Origin of the sequence: Helcobacillus massiliensis, from assembly GCF_014191425.1 — a bacterium.
GTDB classification, from domain to species: Bacteria; Actinomycetota; Actinomycetes; order Actinomycetales; family Dermabacteraceae; genus Helcobacillus; species Helcobacillus massiliensis.
Genome location: NZ_JACHWP010000001.1, coordinates 95,281 through 109,138 on the forward strand (window position 1 = coordinate 95,281; position 13,858 = coordinate 109,138).

14 protein-coding genes are annotated in these 13,858 nt (G+C 70.2%); 11 read left to right on the plus strand and 3 right to left on the minus strand.

Translation table 11 applies throughout. The features are described from left to right. The first annotated feature begins 2 nt into the window (after positions 1-2). The 5 genes from FHX50_RS00460 to dnaE all read left to right on the plus strand — a co-directional run bounded on the left by FHX50_RS00460 (position 3) and on the right by dnaE (position 6,153). Positions 3-302, plus strand: coding sequence for a YggT family protein (locus FHX50_RS00460; protein WP_183373521.1), 300 nt, complete (start codon positions 3-5; stop codon positions 300-302). Positions 303-381: 79 nt separating this feature from the next. Then, positions 382-1,032, plus strand: coding sequence for a DivIVA domain-containing protein (locus FHX50_RS00465; protein ID WP_183373522.1), 651 nt, complete (start codon positions 382-384; stop codon positions 1,030-1,032). Beyond that, positions 1,029-1,664 (plus strand): signal peptidase II, encoded by a 636-nt coding sequence (lspA, locus tag FHX50_RS00470; protein WP_183373523.1) that lies wholly within the window; start codon positions 1,029-1,031, stop codon positions 1,662-1,664. Before FHX50_RS00465 ends, lspA begins: the two co-directional genes overlap by 4 nt. Next, entirely contained in the window at positions 1,661-2,587 is a 927-nt protein-coding gene (locus tag FHX50_RS00475; protein ID WP_183373524.1) for an RluA family pseudouridine synthase, read from the plus strand. Before lspA ends, FHX50_RS00475 begins: the two co-directional genes overlap by 4 nt. Positions 2,588-2,601: 14 nt before the next feature. Further along, positions 2,602-6,153 (plus strand): DNA polymerase III subunit alpha, encoded by a 3,552-nt coding sequence (dnaE, locus tag FHX50_RS00480; protein WP_183373525.1) that lies wholly within the window; start codon positions 2,602-2,604, stop codon positions 6,151-6,153. 41 nt (positions 6,154-6,194) lie between these two features. On the opposite strand, the gene FHX50_RS00485 is transcribed toward dnaE, so the two are convergent. Then, positions 6,195-7,124, minus strand: a complete 930-nt coding sequence (locus FHX50_RS00485; RefSeq protein ID WP_183373526.1) for a hypothetical protein — start codon at positions 7,122-7,124, stop codon at positions 6,195-6,197. Positions 7,125-7,203: 79 nt separating this feature from the next. Here FHX50_RS00485 and hisD point away from each other — a divergent pair, with 79 nt between their 5' ends. Continuing rightward, positions 7,204-8,514, plus strand: a complete 1,311-nt coding sequence (hisD, locus tag FHX50_RS00490) for a histidinol dehydrogenase (RefSeq protein WP_183373527.1) — start codon at positions 7,204-7,206, stop codon at positions 8,512-8,514. 30 nt (positions 8,515-8,544) lie between these two features. On the opposite strand, the gene FHX50_RS00495 is transcribed toward hisD, so the two are convergent. After that, a complete protein-coding gene (locus FHX50_RS00495) occupies positions 8,545-10,116 on the minus strand; it encodes an amidohydrolase family protein (RefSeq protein ID WP_183373528.1) in 1,572 nt (523 codons plus the stop codon). Between the two features lie 19 nt (positions 10,117-10,135). Then, positions 10,136-10,540 carry a DUF3054 domain-containing protein gene (locus FHX50_RS00500; RefSeq protein WP_183373529.1) on the minus strand — a complete coding sequence of 135 codons (405 nt, stop codon included), beginning with the start codon at positions 10,538-10,540 and terminating at the stop codon, positions 10,136-10,138. Positions 10,541-10,634: 94 nt separating this feature from the next. On the opposite strand from FHX50_RS00500, the gene FHX50_RS00505 reads away from it, so the two are divergent. Genes FHX50_RS00505 through FHX50_RS00525 form a run of 5 tightly spaced genes read left to right on the plus strand, consistent with a single transcriptional unit; the run spans position 10,635 to position 13,849 of the window. Continuing rightward, positions 10,635-11,741, plus strand: coding sequence for a histidinol-phosphate transaminase (locus FHX50_RS00505; RefSeq protein ID WP_183373530.1), 1,107 nt, complete (start codon positions 10,635-10,637; stop codon positions 11,739-11,741). Further along, entirely contained in the window at positions 11,738-12,382 is a 645-nt protein-coding gene (hisB, locus tag FHX50_RS00510; protein ID WP_183373531.1) for an imidazoleglycerol-phosphate dehydratase HisB, read from the plus strand. The genes FHX50_RS00505 and hisB overlap by 4 nt, the downstream gene beginning before the upstream one ends. After that, positions 12,382-13,005, plus strand: a complete 624-nt coding sequence (locus FHX50_RS11955; RefSeq protein WP_183373532.1) for a hypothetical protein — start codon at positions 12,382-12,384, stop codon at positions 13,003-13,005. The genes hisB and FHX50_RS11955 overlap by 1 nt, the downstream gene beginning before the upstream one ends. Next, complete coding sequence (hisH, locus tag FHX50_RS00520) at positions 13,002-13,697, plus strand: imidazole glycerol phosphate synthase subunit HisH (RefSeq protein ID WP_343064018.1); 696 nt, start codon at positions 13,002-13,004, stop codon at positions 13,695-13,697. Before FHX50_RS11955 ends, hisH begins: the two co-directional genes overlap by 4 nt. Then, positions 13,694-13,849 carry a hypothetical protein gene (locus FHX50_RS00525; protein WP_183373534.1) on the plus strand — a complete coding sequence of 52 codons (156 nt, stop codon included), beginning with the start codon at positions 13,694-13,696 and terminating at the stop codon, positions 13,847-13,849. The genes hisH and FHX50_RS00525 overlap by 4 nt, the downstream gene beginning before the upstream one ends. Positions 13,850-13,858 lie beyond the last annotated feature (9 nt).

Sequence of the window (13,858 nt, forward strand, 5' to 3'; positions counted from 1 at the left end):
ACGTGACCACACTCCTCGGGCTGCTGTTCCTGGCGGTCTTCGTCTTTCGCACGCTGCTGATCGTCCGCATCGTGCTGGAGATCATTCAGTCGTATTCCCGCGGATTCCGGCCGCACGGCATCGTCCTGGTCCTGTTCGAAGTGGTGTACACGGTGACCGACCCGCCGGTGAAGGCGCTGCGCAAGGTGATTCCACCGCTGCGGCTGGGGCAGGTGTCGCTGGACCTGAGCGTGCTGGTGCTGTTCATCGCGTGCATGCTCGCCGAAGGCGCGCTGACCGGCCTGATCACCTCCGCCGCCTGATTCATGGGCCGACGGATTCAGGATTGACCAGATACTCTGTTCCCAAACCGATCTACTAGTCGAATGAGAAGGTGACCCCATGGCTCTGATGCCAGAGGATCTTGAGGAGAAGCGCTTCACCCCGGTTCGCTTCACCGAGGGCTACGACATGGACGAGGTGGACAACTACCTCGACCATGACGTCATTCCGCGTCTGAAGGAGCTCATCGAGGAGAACGAGCGCCTGAAGTCCCAGCTGGATGAGGCGCACAACCGGGTCTCCGAGCTCGAGTCCCGCGCCTCCGCCGCGCCGGCCGTGGACACCGCCTCCGAGACCGTCGTCGAGGAGGAGCAGGACACCGTCGCCGCTCCCGTGGCTGAGGAGCCCACCGAGGACACCGCCGCCGCGATGGCCGGCCCGGCCGCCTCCGGCACTTCCGACGCCGCCGGTCTCATCGCCCTCGCGCAGCGCCTGCACGACGAGCACGTCGCCAACGGCGAGTCCGAGCGCGACCGCCTCATCTCCGAGGCCGAGTCCGAGCACAAGCGCATCATCGATGAGGCGAACGAAACCTCCCGCACCACGCTGGAGAGCCTCGAGACCCAGAAGGCCGAGCTGGAGCAGGAGATCGAGGGTCTGCGCACCTTCGAGCGCGACTACCGCAGCCGCCTGCGCCGCTACCTCGAGAACCAGCTCCAGGATCTCGACACCAGCGAGACCCAGGAGTCGTCGGCCAGCCGAGGCCTGTGACCTCCCCCTCTGAGCAGCGCGGAAGCGCCGGGCAGCCCCAGCGGGCACCCGGCGCTTCGCGTCGTTGGCCGTCGGTTCTGCTCGCCCTGACCATCGGCGCAGCCGCGCTCATCGCGGACCTCGCCTCGAAGGCGTGGGCGGAGCGCACCCTGGCGCTGGGGGAGACCCGGCCGCTGGTGGGTGACCTGCTGCAGCTGCGCCTGATCTACAACAGCGGCGCCGCGTTCTCCCTCGGCTCCTCCGTCACCCCCATCATCACGGTCGTGCAGATCCTGATCTGCGTGGCGGTCCTCGGTTGGGTGCTGGTGAAGCTCGCCGACTGGCGCTGGGCGATCGCGCTCGGTCTGCTGGCCGGTGGGGCGCTCGGCAACATCCATGACCGCCTGCTGCGGGCCCCGAAGCCGCTGTACGGCGAGGTGGTGGACTTCGTCGAACTGCCGCATTGGCCGATCTTCAACATCGCGGACACCGCTGTGGTGACCGCGGCGGTCCTCATCGTGCTGCTGACCCTGTTCGGCGTCACCTCCGACGGCAGCGTGCTGGAGAAGGACGCTGACGGCAGCAGCGGCGCAGCGACCGGTGAGGACAGCGCCCCGTCCGGCTGCACCGCTGACGGTGAGGAGGTGCGATGAGCGAGCACCGCATGGTCATCGTCCCTGACGGGCTGCAGGGCGAACGGTTGGACGTCGGCCTCTCCCGCCTGCTCGGGGTGTCCCGCACCCGCGCCGCATCCCTCGTCACCGACGGCAAGGTCCTCGTGGACGGCCAGGTGCCCGTCCGCTCCGAACGCCTCCTGTCCGGTGCCCGCCTCGACGTGGAGATCCCGGGCCAGCGCACCGAGATCGAGGTCGAGCCGGAGGATGTCCACGGCATGACCATCGTGTTCGAGGACGCGGACATCGTGGTGGTGGACAAGCCCGTCGGCGTCGCCGCTCACCCGTCGATCGGCTGGTCCGGCCCCACGGTGCTGGGCGGCCTGCTCGGCGCGGGAGTGCGGATCGCGACCTCGGGCGCGCAGGAGCGGCGCGGCATCGTCTCGCGGCTCGACGTCGGCACCTCCGGTTTGATGGTGGTCGCCAAGAGCGAGATCGCCTACTCGGTGCTGAAGAACGCGTTCCGCAACCGCCAGGTGGGCAAGACCTACCACGCCGTGTGCCAGGGCCACCCGGACCCGATGCGCGGCACGATCGACGCCCCCATCGGGCGCTCGACCCGCCACGACTACAAGTTCGCCGTGATGGACAGCGGGAAGCCGTCGATCACCCACTACGACGTCGAGGAGATGTTCCCCGGCGCCGCCCTGATGCGGATCCAGCTGGAGACCGGGCGCACCCACCAGATCCGCGTGCACTTCTCCGAGTACGGGCACCCGCTCGTCGGCGACCCCCTCTACGGTGCGGACCCGACAATGGCGAAGGAGCTGGGACTGGTGCGGCAGTGGCTGCACGCGTCGGGGCTCACGTTCGACCATCCGACGGCCGCCAAGCCCGTCACATTCACCACCGAGTTCCCCGACGATCTGGAGACTGCGCTGGCGCGTCTGCGCGGAGAGTGACCTATCCTCGAGGCATGGCTTCTGAGGATTTCGTTCACCTGCACTGTCACACCGACTACTCCCTCCTGGACGGTGCAGCGAAGATCGACAAACTGGTCGCCGCCACCGCCGAGCAGGGCCAGAAGGCCATCGCCATCACCGACCACGGGTACGTGTTCGGTGCCTACGAGTTCTACCGCACCGCCATCGCTGCGGGCGTGAAGCCGATCGTCGGCGTGGAAGCGTACGTCACCCCCGGTACGTCGCGGCATGACCGCACCCGCCAGACCTGGGGCACGAAGGCGCAGCAGGACGCCGGCGACGACGTCTCCGCCCGCGGCGCCTACACCCACATGACGCTGCTGTCCCGCACCACCGAGGGCATGCACAACCTGTTCCGCCTCGCCTCCTACGCCTCCCTCGACGGCCAAATGGGCAAGTGGCCCCGCATGGACCGCGAAATCCTCGCGAAGTACGCCAGCGGTCTGATCGCCACCTCCGGCTGCCCCTCCGGTGAGGTGCAGACCCGCCTGCGGCTCGGCCAGTTCGATGAGGCGGTCCGTGCCGCCGGCGAATTCCAGGACATGTTCGGCAAGGACTTCTACTTCGTCGAGCTCATGGACCACGGCCTGGACATCGAGCGCCGTGTGCGCACCGAACTGCTGGACGTCGCGAAGAAGATCGGGGCGCCGCTGGTCGCCACCAACGACCTCCACTACGTCCACAGGGAGGACGCCGCGATCCAGGACGCCCTGCTGTGCATCAACTCCGGCTCCACCTTCGACACCCCCGGCCGCTTCAAGTTCGACGGCTCCGGCTACTACCTGAAGTCCGCAGCCGAGATGCGCGACATCTTCCGCGACCTGCCCGAAGCGTGCGACAACACGATGCGCATCGCCGAGATGTGCGACGTCTCCTTCACCACCACCGATGAGGGCGCGAACTTCATGCCGCGCTTCCCCGTGCCGGAGGGCGAGGACGAGCACTCCTGGTTCATCAAGGAAGTGCAGCGCGGCCTGGAGTACCGCTACCCGGCCGGCATCCCGGACGAGGTGCAGGAGCGCGCCGACTACGAAACGTCCGTCATCACCAACATGGGCTTCCCCGGCTACTTCCTGGTGGTGTCCGACTTCATCAGATGGGCGAAGGAGCAGGGCATCCGCGTGGGCCCCGGCCGTGGCTCCGGTGCCGGCTCGATGGTCGCCTACGCCATGCGCATCACGGACCTGGACCCGATCCCGCACGGCCTGCTGTTCGAGCGGTTCCTCAACCCGGAGCGCGTCTCCATGCCCGACTTCGACGTGGACTTCGATGACCGCCGCCGCGGCGAAGTGCTCGACTACGTCACGAAGAAGTACGGCGATGACCGCGTGGCGCAGGTGATCACCTACGGCGTGATGAAGACGAAGAACTCACTGAAGGACGGCGCCCGCGTGCTCGGCCTGCCGTACGCGGTGGGGGACCGGCTCACGAAGGCGCTGCCGCCCACCGTGATGGGCAAGGACATCTCCATCAAGGGCATCTTCGACCCGTCCGACAAGCGCTACGGGGAGGCGGAGGAGTACCGCCGCCTGCACGCGGAGGACCCGGACACGAAGCGGGTCACGGAGCTCGCCGGCGGACTGGAGGGCCTGACCCGCGGCTGGGGCGTGCACGCCTGCGCGGTCATCATGTCCAGCCACACGCTCACCGACATCATCCCGATGATGCGGCGCCCCGCGGACGGCCAGATCATCACCCAGTTCGACTACCCGACGTGCGAGACCCTCGGCCTGCTGAAGATGGACTTCCTGGGGCTGAGGAACCTGACGGTGATCTCCGATGCGCTGGAGAACATCGAAGCGAACGGCAAGCAGGGCCCCGATTTCGAGACCCTCGGGTTCGAGGACCCGGAGACGTACCGGCTGCTGCAGCGCGGTGACACCCTCGGCGTGTTCCAGCTGGATGGCGCGGGCATGCGGTCCCTGCTGCGGCAGATGAAGCCGGACAAGTTCGGCGATATCTCGGCTGTGTCGGCGCTGTACCGCCCGGGCCCGATGGGCATGAACAGCCACACGAACTATGCCCTGCGCAAGAACGGGATGCAGGAGATCACCCCGATCCACCCGGAGCTGGCGGAGCCGCTGCAGGAGATCCTCGGCGAGACCTACGGCGTCATCGTGTACCAGGAGCAGGTGATGCAGACCGCGCAGAAGGTCGCGGGCTACTCCCTGGGACAGGCGGACATCCTCCGCCGCGCGATGGGCAAGAAGAAGAAGGAAGAGCTGGACAAGCAGATGGTGGGCTTCCGCCAGGGCATGCTCGACCACGGCTATTCCGAGCAGGCGTTCCAGGCGCTGTGGGATGTTCTGCTCCCGTTCGCGGACTACGCGTTCAACAAGTCGCACTCCGCGGCCTATGGTGTGGTGTCGTACTGGACGGCGTACCTGAAGGCGAACTTCCCCACGGAGTACATGGCGGCGCTGCTGACCTCCACGCAGGAGAACCGCGACCGCCTTGGCCTCTACCTGGGCGACTGCCGCCACCGCGGCATCACGGTGCTGCCGCCGGATGTGAACGAGTCCGGTATGTTCTTCCGCGCTGTCGGGGAGGACATCCGCTTCGGCCTGTCCGCGGTCCGCAATGTGGGCGCGAACGTGGTGGAGGCGATCATCCAGGCGCGTGAGGAGAAGGGCGCGTTCACCTCCTTCAGCGACTTCCTCGACAAGGTGCCGCTGGTGGTGTGCAACAAGCGCACCATCGAGTCGCTCATCAAGGGCGGCGCGTTCGATTCGATGGGCCATAACCGCCGCTCCCTCGCCCTCATCCACGAGGACGCGGTCGATGGTGTGGTCGATGTGAAGCGCAAGGAGCAGCAGGGACAGTACGACCTGTTCGGCGAAGGCATGTTCGGTGAGGGGGAGGCGTTCGGCTCCGCCGCCACGATGCAGGTGCCGGACCTGCCGGAGTGGGACCGGAAGCAGAAGCTCGGCTTCGAGCGCGTGATGCTGGGCCTGTACGTGTCGGACCATCCGCTGCACGGCCTGGAGCACGTGCTGGCGCAGAACTCCTCGCACACGATCTCGCAGCTGGCGGAGGTGGAGAACACCGAGGCGCTCGGGATCGTGAACCTGTCGGGCCTGGTCACCGGTATTCAGCGCAAGACCACGAAGAAGGGCGACACGTGGGCGATCGTCACGATGGAGGACCTGGAGGGCTCCATCGACTGCCTGCTGTTCCCGAACACGTACCAGCAGGTCGCCACGGAGCTCGCGGAGGACATCGTGGTGTCCATGAAGGGCCGCGTGGACAACTCCAAGGGCAGTGCGGAGATGCGCGTCATGGAGATGACGCTGCTGGACACGTCGTCGGCCTCGGCGGATGGTCCGCTGGTGATCTCGATCCCGGATGCCCGCATGAACGAGCGGACGGCGGAGCAGCTGCGGGAGATCCTGGAGGACAATCCGGGCTCCAGCGAGGTGCGGCTGAAGCTGATGGAGCCGGGCCGCTCCACGCTCATGCGCCTGGATCGGCGGCTGAGCGTGCAGGCGTCACCCGCGCTGTACGCGTCGCTGAAGACTCTGCTGGGCGCGTCCTGCCTCGGCTGAGGACCGGCGGCTGCCGGCAGCCCGACGGGTGCCGGCGCGGCTCAGGCCAGGCGGCTCGCCCCGTCGGCCGCCCCTGACAGGCGGTCGTGCAGATCCAGCACCACGGCCGCGGCGCCGCTGACGGCCGGGCCCGAGGCGTCGAGGCGCTGCACCGCGCGGGTGCCGGCGCGGGCGGCGTCGTAGCCGCTGATCCACTCCTCCCGCGCGGACTGCTCGGCCGCGCTGGTGGTGGGGTAGTCGGCGGTGTCGCTGAGTGCGGTGACCCCGCACCGCCACGGCTTCGCGGTGAGGCGCGCCCGGTAGGTTGCGTGACGTGCGCACAGGCGCGCGTACAGCGGGTCCGCTTCCAGGTCCTGCATCACCTGCTGCATCTGGGCGGAGTCGGCGGCGGCGTCCAGACCGGAGATCGCGACGCGCAGCCCGGCCGCTGTCTCATAGGTGATGACGCTGCAGACCGGGTGGCGCAGCGCCCACGAGGCGATGAGGTCGACGCGCCGCTTCCTCTCCGCTCGGTGCTCCTCCTGCTTCTGCCGCCACGCGCCGCGACCGAACAGGGGCTGCTTCGCAGGCGGGGCGGGCGGCAGGTCGATGTCGACGAACGCGATCGTGTCGGTGGTGAGGATCAGGGACCCGTACCGGTTGCGGGTGATGACCGCGAGGAGCGCGTCGGCGCTGTCCCGCAGCTCCTGCAGGACCTCTTCGCGGGCGGGCTGTGCGTCGTAGTAGGAGCCCTCGTCGGTGCGCAGCGCGGCGCCGCCGGCGCTCAGGGAACCGCCCTGCCCCTCATCCTGGCGCCGCGGAAGGCCGTGGATGCGCACCCGCTCGGCGAGGCGCGCGAGGCGCTCGCGGGCGTGGGCGCGGGCGGCGTCCTCACTGGTGGGGGAGTGGCCCCACTGCGCGAGGTGGACGGGACCGGTGGGGGAGTCCACGCGCTCGCCGGCGCGGGCCCAGAAGCGTGCGGGTTCCTGCATGAGGACAGGGTACCGGCGGGCGGCGGAGAACTGCGGATGGTTCAGCGGCGCGGGCGGGCGCGAGATTACGATGGTCCGCATGGCTCTTCTCCACACCCTCGATCTGCGGGGCACCGATCTGTCCCGCTCCCAGCTGCAGCGCACCCTTCCACGCCCCGAGGTGGATGTGCATCGCGCGCTCGAGAAGGTGCAGAGCATCATTGACGATGTGCAGGAGCGCGGCGCCGAGGCGATCCTCGAGTACGGCGAACAGTTCGACGGGGTCCGCCCGCCCCAGCTGCGGGTCCCCGATTCCGTCCGCCGCGCCGCCCTGGACGGCCTCGACCCGCAGATCCGCGCCGCCCTCGAGGTCGCGATCGAGCGGGTCCGCGCCGTCGATGAGGCGCAGCTGCGCGACACCGACCTCGTGGAGGTCATCCCCGGTGGGCGGGTGGCGCAGCGCTGGGTGCCGGTGGAGCGCGTCGGCCTGTACGTCCCCGGCGGACGTGCCGTCCTGCCCAGCTCCGTGGTGATGAACGCCGTGCCCGCGCAGGTCGCCGGCGTCAGCGAGCTGGTGGTCGCCTCTCCGCCGCAGAAGGAGGCCGACGGGTACCCGCATCCCACGATCCTCGCCGCCTGCGAACTGCTCGGCATCACCGAGGTGTACGCCGCGGGCGGCGCTCAGGCGATCGCGATGTTCGCGTTCGGCGACGGCGTCGGCCTGGAACCCGTGGACCTCGTCACCGGTCCGGGCAACGTGTTCGTGGCGGCGGCGAAGCGCGCCGTGCGCGGCTATGTCGGCATCGACGCCGAGGCCGGCCCCACGGAGATCGGCATCATCGCTGATGCGTCCGCGAGGGCCCGCTCCGTGGCGGCGGATCTGATCTCGCAGGCGGAGCACGACCCGATGGCCGCGAGCGTCCTCATCACCGACAGCCCTGACCTGATCGACTCCGTCCGCGCCGAACTGGACCGCCAGGTCCCGCAGGCGCGGCACGCGGAGCGGATCACCGAGGCGCTCCGCGGCCCGCAGTCCGCCGCGGTGCTCGTCGATGACATCGATGCTGCAGTCGCGGTGGCGAACGCCTACGGCGCGGAGCACTTGGAGATCCACACGGAGCGGGCGCGGGAGGCGGCGTCCCGCATCACGAACGCGGGCGCTGTGTTCGTCGGCGAATACTCACCGGTGTCCCTCGGCGATTACGCGGCGGGCTCGAACCATGTGCTGCCCACGGGCGGCTCCTCCCGCTTCTCCAGCGGGCTGGGGGTGCACACGTTCCTGCGCGCCATCCACGAGATCACCTACACCCGGGAGGCGCTGGCCGCGTCGCGCGAGGCCGCGGAGACGCTCGCTCAGGCGGAGGATCTGCCGGCGCACGGCCGCGCCATCGCGATCCGCTTCGAGGACTGAGCAGCACCTCGCAGCGGCGCTCAGAGCCGTTCAGCGGCTGAAGCGTTCGATGCCGTCCACGAACGTGGACAGCGGCCGCACCGCCAGCAGGCGCTCCGCCGCTTCCCGCGCCGCTGATTCGACCATGAGGCCGTCGGGACCCGTCGGCACCGGCGCGAACGGGTCGTCCTCCAGCAGCACCAGGTCCGCGAGACCTCCCACTTGGAGGCGCTGAACACCGTCCACGGATGCGGCGAGAGCCTCCAGGGGCTGCAGCTGCTGGGCGGGGAACCAGCCGGGGCGCTCATCGGAGGAGCGGTGCACCGCGGCCGCCATCGCCATCCACGGCGCGATCGGCGCCACCGGGGCATCGGAGCCGAATGCGAGCGGCACCCCTGCCTCGAGCAGGTCGCGCAGCCGGTAGGCGCAGTCCGCCCAGTCGCCCCATGTCTGCATGGTGGCGTCGCGGTCATCCAGCAGATGCACCGGCTGCACGGACGCGGTCACACCGAGGCGGGCCATGCGTGCAACGTCCTGGTCGGTCAGCATCTGTGCGTGTTCGATGCGGGCGGGGATCCCCGCCTGCTGGATCGCGTCGAGGGCGATGTCGGCGGCGGCGTCGCCGATGGCGTGGACGGCGGCGTGCAGGCCGAGGCCGCGGGCACGGCCCAGCAGGTCGTGCAGGTCGTGCAGCGGCACCGCGAGGACACCGCGGCCGTCCCCGTCGGGGGCGCCGTAGGCGTGGCGGCACAGGGCCGATTTGGAGCCGAGGGCGCCGTCCACGATCACCTTCAGCGGACCCATGGTCACCAGCGGGCTGTGGGCGTCGGCGGCGGGGATGGGGGTCCCCGTCGGCCCGGGAACGGATTCCAGGGTGGAGGCGTAGGTGGCGGTGCGGACCCGCAGGCGCGGCGCGCGGCGCGCCCACAGCTCCCAGTTCGCCGCCCACTCCATGTCGACGAGGCCGACGATGCCGCGCTCCAGCGCCTCCGTCTGCATATCCGCGACGCCGCCTTCGAGCCGGTCGGCGATGCCGGGCAGGTCGTCGAGGTGCTCCAGCGCCGTGAACCATTCGTCCTCGCCGACCACACCGCCCTCGGTGGGCAGGCCGAGGCCCGTCAGGGCGGCGGTGTTCATGAGGGCGTGGTGGGCGTCGGACCCGATGAGGACGATCGCGGTAGCGGGGGCCAGGGCGTCCAGTTCGGTGAGGACGCGGCGGGTGAAGGCATCGCCGTGCGGGTCGTCGTCGAAGTCGACGAGGCGGTGGCCGAAGCCGACGAGTGCATCGCCGCTGTGCACCGCGCTGCCGGCGAGCTGAGCGCGGCGGGCAGCGAGCGCCCGGCGGGCGAGGCCGAGCAGATCATCCAGGCTGGTGGCGCCGGAGGTGTCGAGGCGGGAGCGGCCCTGCGCTGTCTGCCCCACATGCACGTGCTGATCCCACAGGCCCGGGATCGCGAACGCCCCCGCCGCATCCACCACCTGTTCACCGCTCGTGCGGCTGAGCCGCTCAGCGATCTCGGTGATCCGGCCGTCGACGATGCGGACGTCCACCGGCGCGGCGGTGCGCGAGCAGGTGGGGGAGGGGTCGACGGGGTCGATCAGTCGGACGGTGCGCAGCAGCATCAGCAGCAGCCGCCGGGACTCAGCGGGTGCGGACCGCGCGGGCGATGGCGCGCCAGCCCAGCAGCAGCGCCGCATTCACCAGGACCGACACGATCACGAAGCTCGTCGCGGTGCCGTCGCCGATGAGGGAGCGGATCACCATTGCGGTCGCGATCTCCACCGCCAGGATCAGCACACCGTGCGGCCACAGGCGGAACGCCGCGGCCTGCACAGCGCTCGCCTCGGCCGCGGCGGGACGGGCCGCGACCGTGCGCCAGCTCTGCGTCACAGCGTGGCCCAGCAGCAGGCCCACCAGGAACGGTGCCCCCACCCGGAACAGGGTGCCGGCGCTGAGCGCCTCACCGTGGGAGAGGATCCCGGCGATGGTGAACGCGATGACGCAGACGATGTCGATCACAACAGCGGTGGCGAAGGTCTTCTTCATGCCCCCACGGTAGCGCCGCGGCTCCCCGGGAGGGAGCGCGCACGCCCGGTGGACGCCGCCCTCGCGCTTCAGCTCACACCCATAGACTTGGCCCATGGCCTTCCACCCCCCTCTGCGCGACGATCTGCGCGGCGACGCCCCCTACGGCGCGCCCCAGATCGATGTCCCTCACCTGATGAACGTCAACGAGAACCCGTTCCCGCCGTCCCCGGAGTTCATCGCGCATCTGCAGGAGGCCGTCGGCCGCGCCGCCACCGGCCTCAACCGCTACCCGGACCGCGAGTTCCTCGACCTGCGCGCCCGCCTCGGCGCCTACCTCGCCGCGGACGCCGATCTGCCCGCCCCGATCCCCGCGGAGCAGATGTGGGTCGCAAACGGCTCCAACGAGATCATGCAGCAGGTCTTCACCGCGTTCGGCGGCCCGGGCCGCCGCGCCCTCGCGTTCGCGCCGCACTATTCGATGTACCCCGAGTACGCCCGCAACACACTCACCGAGTTCGTCACCGAGGAGCGCGGGAGCGCCCCCGGCTTCGAGCTCACCGACCAGATGGTGCTGGCCGGCATCGAGCGGCACGACCCCACGATCGTGCTGCTGACCAGCCCCAACAACCCCACCGGCACCGCGCTCAGCCTCGACCTCGTGCGCACGGCCGCCCGCACCCTGGAGGAGCGCGGAGCGATCCTCGTGGTCGACGAAGCGTACGCGGAGTTCCGCCACGCCGGCGTCCCCTCCGCCCTCAGCGTCCTGGACGAGCACCCGAACCTGATCGTGTCGCGCACCATGGCGAAGGCGTTCGCGCTCGCGGGAGCACGAGTCGGCTACATGGCGGCGCCGCGGCCCCTCGTCGACGCGGTCCGCGTGGTCCGCCTCCCGTACCACCTGTCCGCCATTGCGCAGGCGGTGGCGCACGCCGCCCTCGACTTCACCGACGAGCTCCTCGGCTCCGTCGCGTTCCTCCGGCAGCAGCGCGATGAGCTCGCCGCATTCCTCACCGGCCGCGGCCATGACGTCGCCCAGTCCGATTCCAACTTCATCCTCTTCGGCACCTTCGCGGACCGGCGCGCCGTCTTCGAGGCGCTGCTGCAGCGCGGCGTCCTGATCCGCGAGGTCGGGCCCGACGGGTGGCTGCGCGTCTCCGTCGGCTCCGCAGAGGACAACCAGGCCTTCCGCACCGCACTTGAGGAGATCGATCCCGCATGACCAGCACCGATGACCCCGCGCAGAACCCCAGTCAGCGCGCGCCCCGCACGGCGTCCCTGACGCGCACCACCCGCGAATCCAGCGTTGAGGTGGAGCTCAACCTCGACGGCACCGGCCAGGTCTCCATCGACACCTCCGTGCCGTTCTACGACCACATGCTGACCGCGCTCGGCACCCACAGCTCCTTCGACCTCACCGTCAAGGCGCACGGCGACACCCACATCGACGTCCACCACACCGTGGAGGACACCGCCATCGTGCTCGGGGACGCGTTCCGCGAAGCCCTCAGCGACAAGAAGGGCGTCACCCGCTTCGCCGACGCCTTCGTCCCCCTCGACGAGGCCCTCGCCCACGCCGTGGTGGACCTCTCGGGCCGCCCCTACTGCGTGCACACCGGGGAGCCCGCCGGCCAGGAGTACCACCTGATCGGCGGCCACTTCACCGGCTCCATGACCCGCCACGTGTTCGAATCCTTCGCGCTGCACGCCGGCATCTGCCTGCACATGCGCCTCCTCGCCGGCCGCGACCCTCACCACATCGTGGAAGCGCAGTTCAAGGCGCTGGCGCGGGCGCTGCGCGGCGCCACCGAGTACGATCCGAGGATGACCGATGTCATCCCATCCACCAAGGGAGCACTCTGATGACGCAGTCCCCGCAGGGACCCGATGACAAGGACCGTGTGGACGCGGAGTTCGCCGCGATGATGGAGGGACTGGACTTCGACACGTCCTCCCTCGACGATCCCCTCACCGCCGCGGGCGGCCCCTCAGCCGGCTCTGCGGACCAGGCGCAGGCCCAGGACCCGTCGGCCCCCGCCCCCATCGCCATCGTCGCCACCCCGGTCGCGACCGCGAAGGCCCTCGCCGGGGTGATCCGCCTCGCGATGGCCGCGAAGGAGGACCCGCGCGCGCTGCCGACGGGGTCCGCCACCATCGATGCCGACTCCGGTGCCCTCGCCGTCGGCCCCCTCACCGAGGCCGACGCGCACCGCCTCGCCGGCCTCGTCTCCATCGGCCTGCAGCGGCAGGGCGTGGTGCTGTTCTGGCGGCAGGGCGACCGCATGACCGCCACCCGCTACCGCTCCGGCGAGCGGATGGACGACGTCCCTCCCGCGTTCGTGCTCGGCGCCCTCGATTCCCGCGTGGAGGACCTGCTGCTCGGAGCGGAGTCCGTCGCCGAAGCGGAGAACGTGTACGACCCGGCGGAGCTGTCCCGCACCGAGGCCGTGAAGTGGATCGCGACCGGCAGGAAGAGGAAGCGGTGAGCCCCGCCCCCAGAGTCGTGGTCCTCGACCACGGATCCGGCAACGTCCGCTCTGCTGTGCGCGCCCTCGAACACGCCGGCGCCGCCGTGGAGCTGACTGCGGACCCCGTCGCCGCGCTCGAGGCCGACGGGCTCGTGGTCCCCGGCGTCGGCGCATTCGATGCCACGATGCGGCAGCTGCGCGCCGTGGGTGCGCCCCGCATCATCGGGCGCCGCCTCGCCGGTGGCCGCCCCGTCCTCGGCATCTGCGTGGGCCTGCAGGTCATGTTCGATGCCGGCAGCGAGCACGGCATCGAGGCCGACGGGCTCGGCGAATGGCCCGGGCGGGTGGAACGGCTGCAGTCCGCGACCGTCCCCCACATGGGCTGGAACACGATCGACGCCCCCGCCGGAACGCGTCTGTTCGCCGGTGTGGAGGACGAACGGTTCTACTTCGTCCACTCCTACGGTGTGCGCCGCTGGGAGTTCCAGCAGATCAGCGACGCGATGACCCCGCCGCAGGTGACGTGGGCCGCGCATGAGGGCGATCGGTTCATCGCCGCCGTGGAGAACGGCGCACTCTGCGCCACCCAGTTCCACCCGGAGAAGTCCGGGCAGGCCGGCATTCGGGTGCTGCGCAACTGGCTCAGCACTCTGCCGCAGCGAGAAGGCGCCCGCCCCGGTACCGCTGAAGCAGGAGGCGGTGCCGCATGATCCTCGCATTCATCATGCTGTTCGTCGGCGCGATCCTGCTCGGCGGCGCCTGGTCCTTCGCCAAGCAGCGCCACCCGTGGTGGTCCGTCGCCGTGCTCGCCCTCGCCGGTCTGCTGTGCATCGGCGTCTCACTCTTCCGCATCTACCAGTAGCCGCCCCCG